This is a genomic window from Hymenobacter sp. (assembly GCF_035709525.1).
Lineage (GTDB): Bacteria > Bacteroidota > Bacteroidia > Cytophagales > Hymenobacteraceae > Hymenobacter.
Genome location: NZ_DASTEP010000139.1, coordinates 21,058 through 40,119, shown reverse-complemented (window position 1 = coordinate 40,119; position 19,062 = coordinate 21,058). Strand labels below are relative to the sequence as shown.

The 19,062-nt window shown below is 64.8% G+C and carries 11 protein-coding genes and 1 riboswitch; of the genes, 7 read left to right on the top strand and 4 right to left on the bottom strand.

From position 1 onward, the window contains the following. Window positions 1-277 precede the first annotated feature (277 nt). Window positions 278-2,104, bottom strand: a complete 1,827-nt coding sequence (locus VFO93_RS12375; RefSeq protein WP_325134684.1) for a glycoside hydrolase family 97 protein — start codon at window positions 2,102-2,104, stop codon at window positions 278-280. 166 nt (window positions 2,105-2,270) lie between these two features. Between VFO93_RS12375 and VFO93_RS12370 the strand changes: the two genes are divergently transcribed. The 3 genes from VFO93_RS12370 to VFO93_RS12360 all read left to right on the top strand — a co-directional run bounded on the left by VFO93_RS12370 (window position 2,271) and on the right by VFO93_RS12360 (window position 9,313). Continuing rightward, entirely contained in the window at window positions 2,271-3,344 is a 1,074-nt protein-coding gene (locus VFO93_RS12370) for a lysylphosphatidylglycerol synthase transmembrane domain-containing protein (RefSeq protein ID WP_325134683.1), read from the top strand. Window positions 3,345-3,595: 251 nt separating this feature from the next. Then, window positions 3,596-8,530 (top strand): gliding motility-associated C-terminal domain-containing protein, encoded by a 4,935-nt coding sequence (locus tag VFO93_RS12365; protein WP_325134682.1) that lies wholly within the window; start codon window positions 3,596-3,598, stop codon window positions 8,528-8,530. Between the two features lie 66 nt (window positions 8,531-8,596). Next, the gene (locus tag VFO93_RS12360; RefSeq protein WP_325134681.1) at window positions 8,597-9,313 is read left to right on the top strand and encodes a hypothetical protein; all 717 of its coding nucleotides are present in this window, start codon (window positions 8,597-8,599) and stop codon (window positions 9,311-9,313) included. 26 nt (window positions 9,314-9,339) lie between these two features. Here VFO93_RS12360 and VFO93_RS12355 read toward each other — a convergent pair whose 3' ends face one another. Both VFO93_RS12355 and VFO93_RS12350 read right to left on the bottom strand, forming a co-directional pair. Beyond that, window positions 9,340-11,865 (bottom strand): erythromycin esterase family protein, encoded by a 2,526-nt coding sequence (locus VFO93_RS12355; protein WP_325134680.1) that lies wholly within the window; start codon window positions 11,863-11,865, stop codon window positions 9,340-9,342. Window positions 11,866-12,065: 200 nt separating this feature from the next. Next, the gene (locus VFO93_RS12350; RefSeq protein ID WP_325134679.1) at window positions 12,066-12,491 is read right to left on the bottom strand and encodes a hypothetical protein; all 426 of its coding nucleotides are present in this window, start codon (window positions 12,489-12,491) and stop codon (window positions 12,066-12,068) included. 199 nt (window positions 12,492-12,690) lie between these two features. Here VFO93_RS12350 and VFO93_RS12345 point away from each other — a divergent pair, with 199 nt between their 5' ends. The 3 genes from VFO93_RS12345 to VFO93_RS12335 all read left to right on the top strand — a co-directional run bounded on the left by VFO93_RS12345 (window position 12,691) and on the right by VFO93_RS12335 (window position 16,229). Beyond that, on the top strand, window positions 12,691-12,981 hold the full coding sequence (locus VFO93_RS12345; RefSeq protein WP_325134678.1) for a LysM peptidoglycan-binding domain-containing protein: 291 nt from the start codon (window positions 12,691-12,693) through the stop codon (window positions 12,979-12,981). Between the two features lie 253 nt (window positions 12,982-13,234). Next, window positions 13,235-13,345, top strand: a riboswitch (SAM riboswitch). Window positions 13,346-13,676: 331 nt separating this feature from the next. After that, complete coding sequence (locus VFO93_RS12340; RefSeq protein ID WP_325134677.1) at window positions 13,677-15,056, top strand: O-acetylhomoserine aminocarboxypropyltransferase/cysteine synthase; 1,380 nt, start codon at window positions 13,677-13,679, stop codon at window positions 15,054-15,056. Between the two features lie 126 nt (window positions 15,057-15,182). Continuing rightward, on the top strand, window positions 15,183-16,229 hold the full coding sequence (locus VFO93_RS12335) for a homoserine O-acetyltransferase family protein (RefSeq protein WP_325134676.1): 1,047 nt from the start codon (window positions 15,183-15,185) through the stop codon (window positions 16,227-16,229). A gap of 456 nt (window positions 16,230-16,685) precedes the next feature. Here the strand turns inward: VFO93_RS12335 and VFO93_RS12330 are convergent, their stop codons facing one another. Beyond that, the gene (locus VFO93_RS12330) at window positions 16,686-17,927 is read right to left on the bottom strand and encodes a carboxylesterase family protein (RefSeq protein ID WP_325134675.1); all 1,242 of its coding nucleotides are present in this window, start codon (window positions 17,925-17,927) and stop codon (window positions 16,686-16,688) included. Between the two features lie 193 nt (window positions 17,928-18,120). Here VFO93_RS12330 and VFO93_RS12325 point away from each other — a divergent pair, with 193 nt between their 5' ends. Next, on the top strand, window positions 18,121-19,023 hold the full coding sequence (locus VFO93_RS12325) for an LD-carboxypeptidase (protein ID WP_325134674.1): 903 nt from the start codon (window positions 18,121-18,123) through the stop codon (window positions 19,021-19,023). The last annotated feature ends 39 nt before the right edge of the window (window positions 19,024-19,062 follow it).

Below are 19,062 nucleotides of genomic sequence, written 5' to 3'. Positions count from 1 at the left end.
GCTTCGCAATTGGTAACAAAAAAGGGCTCTCCTACGGTAGGAGAGCCCTTTTTTGTTGTCGGTTGCTTTGCAGCGCCGCGTAGCGTTGCCCGGTTTGCAGGTGACTCAAGCGGAGTAGCCGCAACGCGGCGGCATGTTGGTAGCTAACGGGGTTGACAAACGCAATGAGCCGCAAAGCGGCGGCACCATGCGGATAAATGTGCCGCCGCTTTGCGGCTCATTTTCTCTTTACAATCATGTTACTACCAACATGCCGCCGCTTTGCGGCTTGCGGTCACTACTCCTTCTTCAACACCACGCACGCGCCGCCGCCGGGGGCCAGCTTTACCCGAATGACGTCGGTGGCGCGCACCTGCTGCGTGCTCGTCTCGCAGCTTTCGTGCTGGGTGCGGAAGTCGGCCTGCGGGCCGTCTTGCATGACGGTGGCGGTGTAGCGCCCGCCGCCCAGGAAGGCGAGCGGGATAGTGAGCTCGCGGGGTTTTTCGTCGGTGGCGGCCCCGAGCAGCCAGGTGCCGTCCTGGGCCTGGCGGGCCATCACGATGTACTCGCCTATCGCGCCCTGCACGGTCTGGCTTTCGCGCCAGGGCATTTTTTGGGCCGAGATGAAGCGCAGTAGCTCGGGATGCTTCTGGTAGTTTTCGGGAATGTCGGGGATGATGGTAGCACCCGAAAACACGATGAGCGTGCGCGCCGCCTCGCCTACCAGCGTGGAGGGCACCGGCGACGAGTTATCGACGCGGCCAGCCTGCGAGAGGCTGGCAAAGCCGTTGCCCATGTCGAGCGGCCCGGCCACCATGTTCACAAATACCGACGAGGCGAAGGTGCCGGGCTGCATCTGCTGGTGGCCGTCGAGCTGGGCCTTGCAGTACTCGCGCGTCAGGGCGTTGGGGTAGGTGCGCAGCTGGCCGTAGGGGTGCGTAGGGCCGTCGTGGAAGTCGCACAGCAGCTGGTTTTGGGCGCACAGCTCGGTGATGAGGCGCGTGCGGGTGTTTTTCTCGGCCGGGCTGCCCGACATAAAGCCGTACTTGATGCCCGCCGCGCCCCAGTCGTGGTAGCGCTTCAGGGTTTGGTCGAGGGCGAAATTGCGGCCGCCCACGTCGTTGAGGTACAGCCAGATGCCCACGCCCTTTTCCTTGCCGTAGCGGATAATCTCGTGGACCTGTGCCACCTTGCCGCCCTTCACGGGGTCAGAGTCTTTGCCAAACTCGGGGCCGTACCAGTCGGCATCGAGCACGAGGTAGGGCAGGCCCTGGGCGGCGGCAAAATCCACCATGCGCTTCCACGAGGGCAGCGACATATCGTAGGCAAAACCAGGGACGCGCGCCCCGTTGATGCGCCAGTCCCAGAGCGCCACGCCGGGCTTCACCCACCCGAAGTCGCGGCCCGGCGCGGGCGCAGGGTTCAGCAGCTCCAGCAGGTGCGAGTCGACGAGCGCGCCCGGCGTGCGGCCGTACATAATTACTTTCCAGGCCGTGGTGGGTTTCGAGGCCAGAGTGAAACGCATAGTGCCCTTTTTAGCTTGCAGCAGCAGCGGCTCGCCGCTGGCCAGGTCGGCTTCGTGCACGGCCAGATAGGTCGTGCTGTCGACTTTCATCGTCATCACGGGCTGGCGGGTGGCGTCGCAGTCGGCCAGCTTTTCGGGGCCGAGGTTGGGGTTTTCGCCGTTGTAGTACCACGCCGTGTAGTTGCCGGCAAAGGCAAACGCCGTCAGCTCGGTGCCCGCGCTTTCGGCCGGAAATTCGTAGCGAAAGGCCACGCCGTTGTCGTAGGCACGGGCTATTACTTTATACGTTTTCAGGCTCAGCGTAAGCTCGTTGTAGTGCTCCGGCACCACCGCCCGCTTGCCCCACACCGGCTTCCAAACGGTATTGACCGCCCGGCGCGCTACCGTGCCCACGGCCGCCTTCTCCGCCTGGCGGAAGCCAATTGTCGATTCTTTGAGCAAGGTTTTACCGCTCGCGCTGAAGGTATACGTCAACGCGCCCGCCTGGTCGTAGCCGAATTGCAGGCGCAGCTTTTTATCGGGCGATAAAAGGGTGGGCAGGCCGTTGGCCTGCGCGATGACGGTAGCCGGCGCGGCTTGGCTGGCGGGAGCTTGCAGCAACGGAAGGGCCAGTAGGAGCAGAAAGGAAAAGTTAATTTTTAGAAGCATCGCTGTATAAGCCAAAAACAACCCGGACCAAGCCGGGCCGGGCAGCTGGTGAAGGTAGCAGCTTTGGCCGTAAGCTGTTGCCCGGTCCGCCCGCCCGGCACGCCCCTACCTTTGCCATATGCCTCAAGCCCAGCCCGCCCCCGCGCCCCCCACCGACCAGGATGCCAAGCTGCTGCAACAGCTGCGGCCCGCGCGCCTGGTGTGGCCGGTGCTCATCGGGCTGGGGGTGGTAGGCTTCCTATTCTGGCGTAGCTACAAGCCCGGCGACCTCGCCCCGCTGGCCGACGCCAAGTGGCCCTGGCTGCTGGCCACGCTGCTGGTGCTGTGGGCGCGCGACGCAGGCTACATCTACCGCATCCGCTACATCACCCAAAAGCAGCTGAGCTGGCGGCAGGCGTTCGACGTGATTGTGATTTGGGAATTTGCCTCGTGCGTGCTGCCCTCGGCGGCGGGCGGCACGGCGGCGGCCCCGGTTATTCTCACCAAAGAGGGCATTCCGCTGGGCAAGTCGCTGGCTTACACCATTGTCACAGCTTTTCTCGACAACCTCTACTACGTGCTGATGGTGCCGCTGGTGGTGTGGCTGGCGGGCGCGGCCCTGTACCCGCGCGACCTGCAATCGACGTTTGTCGAAACCCTGCGGGTGCTGTTTGTGGTGAGCTACGTGGCCGTGTCGGCCTACGCGGGGCTGCTGCTATACGCGCTGTTCGTGAACCCCTTTGCGGTGCGGCGGCTACTGGTGCGGCTCACGTCGCTGCGGTTTTTGCGGCGGTTTCGGCGGCTGGCCTACCGGCAGGGGCAGGAGATGGTGAACGCCTCGGCGCAGCTGCGCGGCGCGGGCTGGCGCTACTGGTGGCGGGCCAGCCTGAGCACCTTCTTTGTGTGGACAGCCCGCTACGCGGTAATCGGCTGCCTCATCGGGGCCTTCGCGCCCATGGATACGGGCACGTTTCTGTTCATCTTCGCCCGCAACATCACTTACAAGGTAGTGCTGCTACTGGCCATCACGCCGGGCGGCTCGGGCATTGCGGAGGGCGCGTTTCCGACGTTTTTTCAGAGCTTTATCGGCACCGCGACCATGACCAGCTTTATGGTTTTGTTGTATCGCATCGTCACGTATTATTTCTACTTACTACTGGGCACGCTGTTTTTGCCGCGCTGGGCGGCGCGGGTGTTTGGCGGGCAGCGGTAGCGCAGGTACAGGCACAAGCCGCCTTGCAGGCACTTATTCATATACTGCTACTACAAACCGTGGTGGGCCAACCAGGCGCGGGCCGCGCCTGAAAGCGCTGGTGGCGAACCGGCTACTGCGGGCTGCCTGCCTGGCTCTCGGCTACAGTCGGGCTTATCTCGCCGCTCTACCCAAATAAAACACCGGATTTTCACTTGGTTACAAGTACCTTAGTGGGGCTACTATCTTTCCGCTCCCCTTTCTCCTACCCAATGGTTACACCCCTACTTACCCGCCTGGGCGCGCTGCCGGGGCTTTGCCTTTTGTGGCTGCTGCTGGCGCTGGCCCCGGCGGCCCACGCCACGCACCTGCTGGGCGGCGAAATGACCTACCGCTACCTCGACGCCAACGGCCCCACCGCCGCGCCCCTGCGCTACGAGATAACCGTGGTAGTATACAATAACTGCAACGCCGGCGCGGCCATGCCCGCTGCCAGCGCTATTATCGGCATTTACCAAACCAGCGGGGCGCAGCTTTCGCTCACGGCCACCAACTACGTGGGCCTGCTCAACGGGGGGCGCATGGTGGTGCAAAACCCCGTGACCTCGCCCTGCACCACGGTGCCCGTGCCGCCGGGCTGCACCAACTCGGGCGCGGCGCAGCAGCCTTTCGTGCTGCAAAAATTTACCGCTACCGTCAACCTGCCGCGCTCCGCCACGGGCTACAACGCCTACTGGACGTCGTCGGCCCGCAATGGCTCCATCAACAACCTGGCTAACCCCGGCGGCACGGCCCTGACGCTGTACACCACTCTGGCCCCGGAAGTGTACGCCAACCGCTCGCCGGTATTTGCCAGCGAGGCCGTGGCTGTGCTGTGCGCCAACGACACTACTACCCTGCTCAACAACGCCGTGGACCCCGACGGCGACCGGCTGGTGTACTCCTTCGGCCAGCCCTACGGCCAGGGCGGCTACCCCACTTCGTTTGTGCCGACGCCGCTGTTTGCCGCTTACCCCAACGGCTCGTTTTCGGCCACTACGCCGCTGGGCGCGGCCCCCAACTCGGCCAAGCTGAACGCCGGCACGGGCATCGCCAAGTTTTACGGCACCATCATCGGCAACCAGTACGTGGTGGCCGTTGACGTAAAGGAGTACCGCACCATCAACGGCGTGGATGTGCTCATCGGCACCACCCGGCGCGACTTGCAGCTGGTGGTGGGGCAGTGCCCGCCCACCACGCCGCCGGTGCTGCCTACGGCGGCGGGCTCCTCGACGGCTATTCCGCGCAACTATACCGTGGAAGCGGGCAGCTCGCTCAGCATTCCCATCACCACTACCCAGGCCGATGGCCACCCGCTGGAAATGACGGCCACCAGCGTGCTGCTCGATGGCACGGGCGGCTACAACGCCACCTTTGCCGGCAACGCGGGCAGCCCTACCTACACGGGCAGCCCGCTGGGGTCGGCCACGGCCTCGGGCGCCAGCGGCTCGGTGTCGGGCACGTTTGTGTACAGCCCCGGCTGCGCCGACGCCCGCGCCACGCCCTACGACATCACCCTGACCATCGTGGACAAGGGCTGCGCGGGCAAGACTACGGCCGACGTGCTGCACATCACCGTGACCAAGCCCAGCGGGCCGACGGCCATCGCGGGCGACGGGGCTATTTGCGGGCTGGGCAGCACCCGCAGCTACACGGCCAGCGGCGGCACGGCCCCCGGCGTGAGCTGGCGCCTGTCGGGCGGCGGTGCCATCGTGGGCAGCCGCACGGCCAACCCGGTGACGGTGAACTGGACCACGGCCGGCACCTACACGCTCACCGCGCGGGGTTTGTCGCAGTACGGCTGCCTCACCGACTCGGTGACGAAAACCGTGGTAGTGGCCCCGGCCGCCGTGCTCACGGTAACGGGCAACCAGAGCATCTGCCAGGGCGGCAGCACCAGCATCAGCGTGGCAGGGGCCGCGCCCTACACCGTCAGCGACGGCACTACTACCGTGAGCGGGGCGGGGCCGTTTACGCTCGCCCCCGGCCAGACGACCACTTACACCATCACGGGCACGGCCACGGGCACGGGCTGCACGCCCACCGCGCAATTCACCATAACCGTGAACCCGCAGCCGGTGGCCACTACCGGCCCGGCCGTCAGCACCTGCTCGGGCGTGCCGGTGGCGCTGGGCACGGCCCCGGTGGCCGGCTTCACCTATAGCTGGAGCCCGGCCACCGGCCTCAGCAATGCCGCCATTGCCAACCCTACCGCCACGCTCACCAACACCAGCGGCGCGGCCACTACCCAGACCTACACGCTGCGCGTGACCGGGGCGGGCGGCTGCACGGCCACCAGCACGGTAGCCGTAACGGTGAGCCCGGCCCCCACCATCACGCCGGGCGCGGCGGTGGCCTTTTGCGCGGGCGGCACGGGGCAGCTGGGCGCGGCCCCGCTGGCGGGCTACACCTACAGCTGGAGCCCCACTACCGGCCTCAGCAGCAGCACCGTGGCCAACCCCACCGTGACGCTGCCCAACGCCACCAGCGCCCCCATCACCCAGACCTACACGCTGGCCGTAACCGGCCCCGGCGGCTGCCCGGCCACGGCTACCGTCGACGTTACTGTGAACCCTATGCCCACGGCCGTGCCGGGCGCGGCGCTGGCGCTGTGCTCGGGCACGGCGGGGCAGCTCGGGGCCGCACCCGTGGCGGGCCATACCTACCGCTGGAGCCCCAGCACCGGCCTTAGCAGTGCTACGGATGCTAATCCCACCATCACGCTCACCAACACCACGGGCGCGCCCATCACCCAGACCTACACCCTGACCGTGACCAACGCCACCGGCTGCGTGAGCACCGGCACGGTCGCCGTGACCGTGAACCCGCTGCCCACGGCCGTGCCGGGTGCGGCCGTGGCGTTTTGCTCGGGCAACACCAGCCAGCTGGGCAGCGCGTCGGTGGCGGGGCTGACTTATAGCTGGAGCCCCAGCACCGGCCTCAGCAGCGCCACCAGTGCCAACCCCAGCATTACGCTGACCAACACCACGGGCGCGCCGATTACCCAGACTTACACCCTGACTACTACCAACGCCGGCACGGGCTGCGCTACCACCGGCACGGTGCTCGTCACGGTAAATCCGGCGGCGGTGGCCGGGGCCGGGGCCAACGTTAGTTTTTGCGCGGGCGGCAGCGGGCAGCTGGGCGCGGCGGCCGTGAGCGGCTACACCTACAGCTGGAGCCCGGCCACGGGCCTTAGCAACGCTACCAGCGCCAACCCCACCGTGACGCTGGCTAATACCACGGGCGCGCCCCTCACCCAAACCTACACCCTGACCGCGACCAACGCCACGGGCTGCGTAAACACGGCCACCGTGGACGTTACCGTGAACCCGATTCCGGTGGCGGTGGCGGGCGCGGCCGTGACGCTGTGCTCGGGCAGCGCGGCTACCCTGGGCGCGGCCCCGGCGGCGGGCCTCACCTACAGCTGGAGCCCCGCTACCGGCCTCAGCAGCAGCACCGTGGCCAACCCTACCGTGACGCCCATCAACACGACCACGGCCACTACTACGCAGGTGTACACCCTGACCGTGACCGGCGCGGGCAATTGCCGCAGCACGGCCACCGTGGCCGTAACCGTAGTGCCGCTGCCGGTGGCCAATGCCGGGGCGGCCGTGACCATCTGCTCGGGCAGTACCGCGCAGATGGGTAGTGCGCCGGCTTCGGGCCTCACCTACAGCTGGGCGCCCGCTACCGGCCTCAGCAATGCCGCCAGCGCTAACCCGACCGTGACGCTGACCAACGTGAATGCGGCCGGCACGGCCATCGCGCCGACCTACACGCTCACCGTGACGAACCCCGCCACGGGCTGCATGAGCACGAGCACGGTAGTAGTAACGGTGAATGCCGAGATTGTGCCCGGCACCATCGGGCCCAACCAGACGGTGTGCGCCAGCTCGACGCCGGTGCCGCTCACCAGCACGCCCGGCCCCAGCGGCGGCTACGGCACCTACACCTACCAGTGGGAATCGTCGGCCGACAACCTGACCTGGACTACGGTACCCGGTGCTACCAGCGCTACCTACGCCCCCGGCCCGCTGGCCGCCACCAGCTACTACCGCCGCCGCGTGAGCTCGGGCTCGTGCGCCGAGCAGGTGTCGAACTCGGTGAAGCTGGAATTGCAGCCGCAGCTGATAACGGGCGTGACGCTGGCCACCCCAGCCACGCAGTGCGCTGGCACTTCGCTCACCTTCACGCCCGTGCCCACGAATGCCGGCTCCGCGCCGACCTTCCGCTGGTACGTCAACAACGCGCTCGTGGCCAGCAGCCCCACCTACACCAGCTCAACGCTGAACAGCGGCGACGTGGTGCGCGTGGAGGTAGTGCCCACCGCCGGCTTCTGCGCCACCAGCCTGGCCGTGGCTTCGGTCACGATTGACCTCACGCCCGTGACGCTGCCCACGGTCCGCATCAAGTCGCAAACCACGCTGCCGGCCTGCTCGAGCACGCCGGTGGTGCTGGCCGCCGACAGCATCGGCAGCCCCGGCGCGGGCATGGCCTACCAGTGGCAGGTCGATGGCGTGAGCGTGAGCGGGGCCACCAGCCCCACCTTCAGCCCCAGCACCCTGCGCGATGGCCAGGTGGTGACGCTGGTCGTGACGACACCCTCGGCCTGCGGCCCGCTCACGTCTACCTCCAACCCGCTGGCCGTTAGCATTATTCAAAACGTGGAACTGAGCGCCGGCCCCGACAAAACCATCATGGAAGGCGACATTATCGAGCTGGAGGGAACCGCCAATGGCAACTACCCCGTGCTGTGGTCGCCGCTGCCGACGCTGACGTTCCCGGCCAAAGACCCGCTGCACCCGATGGCCGCGCCCACCGTCACTACGACCTACACGCTCTCGGGCAAGGCGGGCTACTGCACGGGCGAAAGCCAGGTCACGATTACCGTGACGCCGCGCGTGCGCATCCCCAACGCCTTTTCGCCCAACGGCGACGGCCTGGATGATGCCTGGGAAATCGACCGCATCGCGGAGTATCCCGGCTCGCGCGTCATCGTGTTCAACCGCTGGGGCATGAAGCTTTTTGAAACTACCGGCTACAACCGCAGCAACCAGTGGAACGGCACCGTCAACGGCCAGCCCGCCCCCATTGGCACCTACTACTACCTCATCACGCTGGGCAATGGCAAGTCGTACACCGGGCCGCTCACTATCGTGTATTAGCCTGTCGATTAGCCGCGAAGCGGGGGCACCTCTGGCGAAGGTGCCCCCGCTTAAATCATCCTGCTCATGTGCCTCTACGAAATGCTCCGCGCCGCCTTTAGCCGCTCGGAGAAAGCCCCGCCCGCGCCTGCCTACGACCCGGAAAGCGACAGCGGACGGCTGGCTTATATCGCCAACCATTTAGCTGAAATAGAACAAGCGGGGGCGCTGTTCACCAAGCGATACGGCACTGACTTCAACGACTTTCTGTACCGGTCAGGGTTAGCTACCTTTATTCGCCACGAAGTAGTGTCCTTTCGATACCCCGACCCCGACGGACGCTTCCAGAATTTTCTGGATACCAGCCACTGGCCCGAAATCAATTACCTGAACTTTCCCGGCCCCTTCTACACTGGCAATTCGGATACGTGCGGCACTGGCGAGCGTGAGGCTCCGGACAATGTGCTGCTTACTGACCACGCAGAGGAATACATTTTTCGGCAGCCGCAAAATTTCACGGAGTTTCTCTGCGTGCTGAGTGCTGCCGCAGTTGAGGTGCTCGGCAGCTACTCGTGTGATGGCAATGACCGTTGGACGTACCAGCTTTGCCGGGCATGGTGGCAAGGCAAAGCCGCCCTAATTCACCGCCTGAGCACGCCTACTTTTCGCAAGCACAACGGCAGCCGCGTCCGGCTTTATCTCGACTACCTCAACGGCCCGGCCGAAACCGACCTCCGTAAATACTGCTACTTTCTGGAAAACAGCCGCTACCCTACTGCCGCCGACCCTTTACCACCGCTATAGCCCGTAGCGCAGGCTAAAAGCCCACGCTACGGCCGGGCCAGCGCCCCGCCCGGCCGCTGGTAGTTATCCCAAAACTCGGGGCGGTAGGGTACCTCGGGCGCGACCGGGCGCGGGCCTTTGGCGGGCGGCGCGGGTGGCGGGCCGGGCGCGGGCAGCGGCGTAAAATAGCTTTCGGTAAACGACTGGGTATAAAACGGCTGCTTGCCTAGCTCGCGGCCCGCGCTGGCCGACTGCCCCACGCTGCGGCGCACGTAGTAGCGGCCGTTGGCGGCCTTGGCGTAGTCCACGATGTGGGTCGTGCGGTCGGCCGTGAACACGTTGGCGTAGAGCCGCGCGATGGGCGACGGGCGGCCGTAATACTTGCGGGCGGTGGCGTTGATTTGGGTTGTATCGTCTATCCACAGCGCCTCGTAGCGCAGCACGGCGTAGTCGCGGCGGCGCACCAGCAGCCGCCCCTGGTACACGCCCGTGAGGTAGGTACCCGAGCTGCGGAGGTTGGCTTTATTGGCCGCGAAGCTCAGCACGTACAGCGTATCGGCGCCCTGAAAGCGCTGGCTGTCCAGCTTAAGCAGGAATTTCTTGGCCCCGCCCGACTTGAACAGCGGGGCGGTGCGAATCGGGTCGGCGGCGGCCAGCAGGTAGCCCTGCGGGTTGCCGTACTTGTCGGCTTCCATCACGGTATTGATGGGCTTACCCTGTTGCGCCACCACGCGGCGCTGCTCCACTTGGTTGTAGATATCGTCTTCGTGCTGCAAAAAGCCCCGCGTGAAGTGCCGAAACCCGGCCGGCACCCGCAGCCGGCTCACCGCTTCCACCTCCAGCCGCAGCGTGTCGAAGTTGCTGAGGCGGCGGTGCGTATACACCTGGGCGGCATAGTCCTGCTGCTCGTAGTTGGCTGGTATTCTTTTCACTACGTTTTTCAAAATAGCCTCGGGCGGAGGCGGCGCGCTGCCCAGCACGCGCACGGCTTCGAGGGCGTAGGCGGCGGGCGCGAGCAACACGGTCAGCTCCTCATTGCCCACCGGCGACTGTGCCGTGGCCGCGTCGTAGCCCAGGCTGCTTATTTGCAACCGCGTCGGCCCTGGCAAAGCCAGGGCAAAGCGGCCGTTGGCATCGGCCACGGTGCCCCTGCCCTGCCCCGGCAGCACCACCGCCGCGTAGGGCACCGGCTGGCGGCTACGCCGGTCGAGGACCACGCCGCGCACCGTGCGCAGGCCCGACACGTCGGCCACCTGCACTACCCGGCGCATCGTGGTGCCCGCCCGGCCCGGCGCGGGGTTCAGCGAGCCGGGCGGCGTACTACGGGCCGCCACGGCAGCGGCCGAGGTATCGGCCGCCGCAGCGCTATCGGCCGCCAGCCAATGCGGAGGCTCCACGCTGCGCAAAAACAAAAAGCCATCGACGACCTCGCTCCAGGGGCCAGCCAGCGGCTGGTAGTCAAAGGCATACGTCGTGAGCTGCTGCCCCGCCGCCTGGTGCTTGAGGCTGACGAAGGCCGCCGGCGCATTCAATTCTAGTAAGCTGGCTTCCAGCGTGCCGGGCGCGGGCGGCGGCACGGGCACGCCCGCCGTACCCGGCAGGCCGTGGGTGCCGCCCCCGGCCAGCGTACCCAGGATGTATACCTGGTCGGCGCCCAGGGCGGCTTTCACGGCGCGGCCCATGGGCTGGTAGGCGCGCAGCTCGTCGCTGCCCAGGACTTCTACGCGATTGGCGAAGTGCGGCAGCGCGCCCCAGCAAATGACTTTTTCGGCGGGGTGCTGGCGCAAGTACCACAGCAGGTTGTCAGCCATTTGGGCGTCGCGGGGGTTGCTGTCGGCGGCGGTCCAGTCGGCCTCGGCTTTGGTGCCGGGGTCGTGGGTGGCGTAGTCGCGGGCCAGCGCGCCGAGGCTGCGCAGGCACTGCTGCCAGAACACGGCCTCGGCCCGGCGCGTGGCCGAGGGCGCGGTGGCCGCCCGGCGCAGCAGCGGCGCGGCCTTGTTTAGCTCGGCCTCGAACGCCGCCAGCTGCCGGGCGGGCGGAAACGTGAAGTGCGCGCCCATAAACTCGACGGCCTCGCTCAGCAGGTCGTAGTCGATGGCCGCGCTGGCTTTTTCATCATCCAGAAAATCCTGTAAGTCATCCACCAGGTCGGCGCTGTACTCGCCGCTCAGCTGCGGGTCGAAGCCCATCACGCGCAGGCCATCGGGCCCCACCAGCGGCACCACGGGCTGAAACTCCTGGGTGTTCATCCAGATGGGGAATACGCTGCTTTGCAGGTTTTTGACTACCGACTTGCCGGCCGCGATGCTGCGCTGCGCCTTGTGCAAGTCAAAAAAACCGCTTTCCAGCGCCAGCGTGGTGAAGCCCATGCGCTGCTGCAAAAACGCCACCAGCCGGACCTTGGCCGCCAGCACGTTGCCCTCGCCGTGCGTGGGCTCGCCCAGGAAAACCACCCGCGCCCCGCCGATTTCCGAGCGCAAAAACTCCAGCTCGTCCAGCGTGGTATCGGCCGGGCTGAGGGCCGCCAGCGGCCGGGCCGGCACCAGCGGCGTGGCCTGCGCCCAGCCTGTCATTGGCAAAAAAAACCCTACTACCCACAGCAGCAACCAACTAACCCTACGCATCTGGTAAATCTCAAAAAACAACTAGCAATAGTACCGCCGTCAACGGCCAAAGAGGCGATTTTAGCCCCGGCGCTGCACCGGGCCGGCCACAAAAAAGCCCCGCACCAAACTGGCACGAGGCTTCTTGTAACTGTGAAAAGGCCGAAAAATTACTCAGCTTCCAGCATCAGCTTGGCGCCGCTGTTGCCCACGAGCGTCAGTTTCTTGTCGGTCAGGGTTTCCACGGTAAAGGTGTTGGAGGTAGTGCCGCCGTCGGGGGTCAGGGTAAGCGTCTTGGCCGTCTGGTCGAAGGCAAACTTGCCCTGCGTGGCCCCGGCCGCGCCGGTCATGGTGTAGGTATTGTTCGAAAATACGTGCAGCGATTCTTCCTGCTGCGCGTCGGTTTGCTTCACTTTGTCGCCGGCGGCGTCGGTTTCTTTGGCGGTTTTCCACACTTTGCCGGAGGTGCCGTACAGCATATTTACACCTTCTACTTTGCCTTTGTCGTTGCCGCACGAGGCAGCCACAAACAGCAGCATAAAGGCGCACAGCAACGAGGCGAGATACGGCCGCAGGGCCAGGGGAGAGCGGGTCATGGACGTGAAAAAATAAGGTAGTGAAAGAGCTTTAGGCGCTGGTGGCCAGCGTTGGCCCTGCTTACGCATAGCAGTTTTTTTAGTTGTACTATAACCTTTACCAAGCCCCCTCGTACAAATGGGCCGCAAGCCAGCTGGCCAGCTTACTCGGATAGCCGCGCTGGCATTGTCTTTTCTTTCACGTTACTACCTTACAGCCATGGGCTTATTGGATTTTCTAACGAACGAGGGCGATAAAAAGCCGGTAGAAGCCGCCAAGCCTGCGGCCAGCGGCGCTACCACCGATTTTTTCGGCAACGGCACCGACGCCAAAACCACGGCCGGCGAGCAGTACACCGTTGTAAGCGGCGACTCGCTCTCTAAAATTGCTAAAAACCACTACGGCGACGCCGCCAAGTGGCACCAGATATACGAGGCCAACAAGGCCACCATCGGCAGTAACCCCGACAAGATTGAAATCGGTCAGGTGTTAACCCTACCTAGTCTCTAGGTACTTTTTGCAGAAAAAAGGTGAGAAAAGCCGCTCCAGTTTTGGGGCGGCCTTTTTGTTTTATAACGGGCTGTAAGCAGCTGTTTTATAAACGCCTGCTCTTGCTTGGCTGCGCTAGCAGGGACAGCCGTGCCCGGCGAAAAGCCGGCAGCCCGCCCCACCATGCGCCCCGCGTTTGTAATTCCAACCCGCTGCCTATATTTGCCAGCACCAAACCATAGGTACTCCCCGCAGTCGGCGGGGCGGTTTTTACCTTTTATACAGAAGCGGCGAGAGATTAGGCTCCGCGACCCGCTGGCAACCATCCTTCCCGGAAAGGTGCCAACTCCTACCCTGCCGCCCGCCGGCACGGGAGCTATAAACTGCGTGTCATGTACCACTCCCCTTTGACTAACTGCTTGCCCAGCCCGCCCACCGCTCTGCGGCGGGCGGTAGCACTAGCACCCATTTTTGCCGCGGCATTGCCGCTGGCCGGGGCCATTGTGCCCACTAGCCGCCTGCCAATGCGCGGCTGTTGTTGCCCGGCGTAAGCGGCGGGCCAATTCTCTTTCATTTCGTGGGTACTACCGGGCTGGCGCGTAGTCAGCTCGCGCAACTAGTGGCTTGCTGGCTTTCGCGCTAGCTGTTGATAGCCTGCGCTTTGCTTGAAGCTCAATTTTAAAAGCACTTTTTTCCCTTCTTCTTTTTTCAATTTTATGGCCACCCAAAACCTGCATTTCGAAACCCTGCAACTGCACGCCGGGCAGCAGCCCGACCCCACCACCGGCTCGCGCGCGGTGCCGATTTACCAGACTACCAGCTACGTGTTCAAGAATGCTGAGCACGGCGCTAATCTGTTTGCGCTGAAGGAGTTTGGCAACATCTACACCCGCCTGATGAACCCGACCACCGACGTATTTGAGCAGCGCATCGCGGCGCTCGAAGGCGGCGTGGCGGCCGTGGCCGTGGGCTCGGGGCAGGCGGCGCAGTTCATCGCCCTCAACAACATCTTGCAGCCCGGCGACAACCTGGTTTCCAGCTCTTACCTCTACGGCGGCACCTACAACCAGTTTAAGGTGGCCTTCAAGCGCTTGGGCATAGAGGCGCGCTTTGCCCAGGGCGACGATGCCGACAGCATAGCGGCGCTGATTGACGATAAAACCCGCGCCATCTACCTCGAAACCATTGGCAACCCGAGCTTTAGCGTGCCTGACTTCGAGCGCGTGGCGGCGGTGGCTAAAAAGCACGACTTGCCGCTGGTGGTCGATAATACCTTCGGCGCGGGCGGCTACCTGTTTCAGCCGCTCAAGCACGGGGCTAACATCGTGGTGGAGTCGGCCACCAAATGGATAGGCGGCCACGGCACCAGCGTGGGCGGAGTAATCGTGGACGGTGGCACCTACGACTTCGGCAACGGCAAATACCCGCAGTTCACCGAGCCCAGCGAGGGCTACCACGGCCTGATTTTCAACGATGTATTCGGCAAAAACGGGCCGTTCGGCAACATCGCTTTCGCCATTCGGGCCCGCGTGGAGGGTTTGCGCGACTTCGGCCCGGCTATCAGCCCATTCAACTCTTTTCTGCTGCTGCAAGGCCTCGAAACCCTGAGCCTCCGCGTGGAGCGCACCGTCGAAAACACCCTGAAAGTGGCGCAGTGGCTGGAGCAGCGCCCCGAGGTGGCCAGCGTCAACTACCCCGGCCTGCCCAGCAGTCCGCACCACGCTACGGCGGCCAAGTACCTCACCCGTGGCTTCGGCGGCGTGCTGTCCTTCACGCTGCACGGCAGCAAGGACACGGCCACGGCCGTAATCGACAATCTCAAGCTAATCAGCCACCTGGCCAACGTGGGCGACGCCAAAACGCTCATCATTCAGCCCTCGGCTACTACCCACCAGCAACTCAGCGAAGCCGAGCAAACGGCCTCGGGCGTGACGCCCACCCTACTGCGTTTGTCGGTCGGCATCGAGCACATCGACGACATCTTGGCCGACCTGGGCCAAGCGCTGGCCGCCGCCAGCACCGCCGCGCCCAAGGGTGAGGCTGATGCCAGCATTCCGGAGTCCCAGCCCGAGCACGCGCAGCCGCTGGAAGTGTAGGCGTTGGTTTTTAAGCTGTCATTGCGAGCGAAGCGAAGCAATCGCATCAGGACGAGCCGTTCGGGTTCCGTGCTGGTGCGATTGCTTCGCTTTGCTCGCAATGATAGTTAGTAAGTAATTGATGTTATGAAAGAATATACCTTCCATCTCCCCAACTCTTTCCCGCTGGAAAGCGGCGAAACGCTGGCCGGCGCCCGCGTGGCCTACCGCACCTGGGGCTGCCTCAACGCCGCCCAGGACAACGTGGTGTGGGTGTGCCACGCCCTCACGGCCAATGCCGACGTGCTCGACTGGTGGCCGGGGCTATTCGGGGCGGGCTGCTTCTACGACCCGGCCGACTGGTTTATCGTGTGCGCCAACATTCTGGGCTCGTGCTACGGCAGCACCTGCCCGCTCGACGCTGACCCGGCCACCGGCGCGGGGCGCTTCCAAAGCTTCCCGCTACTCACCATCCGCGACCTGGTGGCCGCGCACGAGGCGCTGCGGCAGGAGCTGGGTCTGACGCATATTCACACGCTCATCGGCGGCTCGCTGGGCGGGCAGCAGGCGCTGGAGTGGGCCGTGCGCCAGCCCGAAGTATTTAGCCACCTGGTGGTTATTGCCACCAGCGCCCGGCATTCGGCCTGGGGCATCGCCTTCAACGAGGCCCAGCGCCTGGCCATCGAGGCCGATGCCACTTACCACGAAAACCGCCCGGGCGGCGGCGATGCCGGCCTGGCCGCCGCCCGCGCCGTGGCCCTGCTCAGCTACCGGGGCCACGACGCCTACGGCCACACCCAAACCGACCCCGACGACAGCCGCCTGCGCGACTTCCGGGCCAGCAGCTACCAGCGCTACCAGGGTCACAAGCTCGTGGCCCGCTTCGACGCCTACAGCTACGTGGCCCTCACGCGGGCTATGGATTCGCACAACCTGGGGCGCGGCCGGGGCGGCGTAGCCGCCGCGCTGGCTTCCATCCGGGCGCGCACGCTGGTGCTGGGCATTACCTCCGACGTGCTGTTTCCGCTAGTCGAGCAGCGCGAAATCGCGGCGGGCATTGCCGGCGCGGTGTATGGCGAGCTGGATTCAAGCTTCGGGCACGACGGCTTTTTGCTGGAAACGGGGCAGATAACGGCGGCGCTGGCAGGGTTTTACGCGGGGGTAGCGGCGGGTGCGCCGCAACGAGCCTTTTGACTTTAAAAAGGATAGGACTTTTCTTGATTTCCACGAAGGAAATTCGCCCGTAGCAAGTCGTTTTCCTTTGCCTGTACAATTAACTTTCCCTCGCTAGTTGCGTGCAATCTGTTACTATTGCGTTTAACTGTCGCTACCTACCTTCATCAGCCAAGAATATGGGACGTCTCTTCCGCCACCTGACTCAGTTTTTGCTAGCCTTGGCAAGAGGAATTTCCTGTATTATGGGTGTCTATCCCTAGAGTCGCAGTAGGGTTCCCCGTTCACGAGGCAGTGCAGCCGCAGATAGGGCTCTTGTTGCAGAATTACTGACAATTAATCCGGTATTTGCCCAGCGTATAAATCCGCTCTGCCATAAGCGTACCCTTCCCGTGAAGGGTGGCTGTCACGTTTTCTAAACAACTGCTTGATAAGCGTTATAAATCTGCCTGCGAAGGAAACCGCAGGCCCCTACCCTCACTCAAATACTACGCGCACCGGCACTTGCCCCGCAAAGCGCACCGCATAAATCCCGGCTGGCAGCGCGCCGCGCACCAGCGGCGTAGTCTGCGCCTGCGGGCGGAAGAGGCGCACCACGCGGCCGGCCACGTCGAGCAGCTCGGCCTCGCCGAGCTGCGCCCAGTCGGCGGGCAGGGCCAGTTGCACGGCTTCCTGGGCGGGGTTGGGGTAGGCTTGCACGGCGCTGGCGCGGGTGCCGGTGCGGGCGGCCAGGGCCACGCCGGCGCGGCGCAGCAGCGGGCGCAGAAAGTCGCGGATAGTCCAGAAGGTAGTGTCGGCGTAGGCGCCGTTGGTTTCGAAAGGCACGTGGCCGGCCTTGCTGAAGCGGCGCAGCACGTTGGTGATACCCAGCGCGGTAGCGCGGGGGTTGAGGCGGCCGCTGCCGTACACGTATTTGGGTGGCAGGCCCACGCCGATTTTGCCTTGCAGGTAGGGCACGGTGGCGTCGGCGGTGCCGTGGGCGCTGCACAGGGGCGCATTGCCGGCTTCTATTACGGAAGGGTTTTCGGTGGCCCCGCTCAGGTTGAGCACGGCCATCACGGCGCTGCTGTAGCCGGGGGTGCCGCTATTGCCTTCGATGCCACCGAGCGAAGCGAGGTTCACGTAGGCGGGCACCTCGCTGGCTTTGTCGAGGTAGCCCACTTCGAGGGCCGCGAAGGCCCCGGCCGATGAGCCCGCCGCAATCACGTAGTTGGGGTGCACGCGGTAGGTTTTACTGGTGGCGGCATTCTGGCGGAAAAAGCGGATGGCCGCTTTCATGTCGTGCCCGCCCCGAATGGCGGCCTGCGCGATGCCCGCCGTATCGGTGAGCGCCACCGGAAAACCCGTGAGCGGAAAGCCCAGGCGATACTCGATGCTGGCCACCACGTAGCCCAGCCGCGCCAGCCGCGTACAAAACGCCACCGGATATGCATCGGTCTTCATACCAAAAAGAAAACCGCCGCCGTGGGCAAACACAATGAGCGGCCGGCGGCTCACGGTGTCGCCGGTGGGCTGGTACACGTCCATGAGCAGCGCTTGGGTGGTGCCAGTGTAGGTGACGGCCGAGCCGTAGGTGACGTTGCTCGTGACCGTGACATTGGTAAAAACCGGCTGGTAGTAGCGCCCCCGCGCCGTGTCGATGGGCGCAAGCTGGGCCACGGCGCGGCCGGCGCTGGCGAGTAGCAGCAGGAATGTTGCGAAGCGAAGAAGTGAGCTCATAGTGAAGCTATTGATATAACAAGAAGGCATTAACTCAGGCAACCAAGGCCACTCGGCGTAGAGGCAGTAGCGCGAACTTTGTAGTTCGCGCTACTGCCTCTACGCCTGCCAACGTAGCCCCGGCGGCCGGGGTTGAGCGGGCGCGGCCGTTTCTTTGCGGCCACGGGCCGGCGCTAGTGCCGGCCGCCTGCTTATGCCCGCCATCGCCCCCCCTTTTCTCCAGCCCGGCCAGCGCGTGGCCATCGTGGCCACGGCCCGCAAAGTCAGCCCCGCCGAGGTTGAGGCCGCTACTCACATCCTCGCCGCCTGGGGCCTGGAAGTGGTGCTGGGCGAAAGCATCGGGGCCGCCGCCCACCAGTTTGCCGGCGACGATGAGCTGCGCCGCCGCGACTTGCAGCGCCAGCTCGACGACCCGGCCATCCGGGCCATCTTCTGCGCGCGCGGCGGCTACGGCACCGCCCGCCTGCTTGATGAGCTGGATTTCAGCGGCTTTGCCCGCGCGCCTAAGTGGGTGGCCGGCTTCTCCGACATCACGGTGCTCAACGGGCACCTGCTGCAACTCGGCTACCAGAGCATCCACGGCGTGATGCCTTTCGCCTTCGGGCAGGCCGGCGGCGAGCTGGCACTGAGCAGCTTGCGGAGTGTATTATTCGGAGAGTCAATTTCCTACGAAGCACCTGCGCACCCGCTCAATCGCCCCGGCACCGCCACCGGCGAGCTGGTGGGCGGCAATCTGAGCCTGCTGCAAACCAGCACCGGTACCCGCTCGCAAGCCAGCTTCGCGGGCCGCATTTTATTTCTCGAAGACCTGGATGAATACCTCTACCACGTCGACCGCATGCTGCTGCACCTGCACCGCAGCGGGCAGCTGGCAGGCCTGGCCGGGCTGGTAGTGGGCCACTTCTCACAGATGCGCGACAACGCCATCCCTTTCGGCCAGGAGGCCTACGAGATTATCGACCACTATGCCCGGCGCTACAGTTTTCCGGTAGGCTACAACTTTCCGGTGGGCCACGAGGCCGACAACCGGGCGCTGGTAGTGGGCCGGCCGGCCACGCTAATCGTCGGAACCGAAGGCAATAGCCTCAGCCAGTAGGTGTTGGGTGTTGGGTGTTGGGTGTTGGGTGTTGGGTGT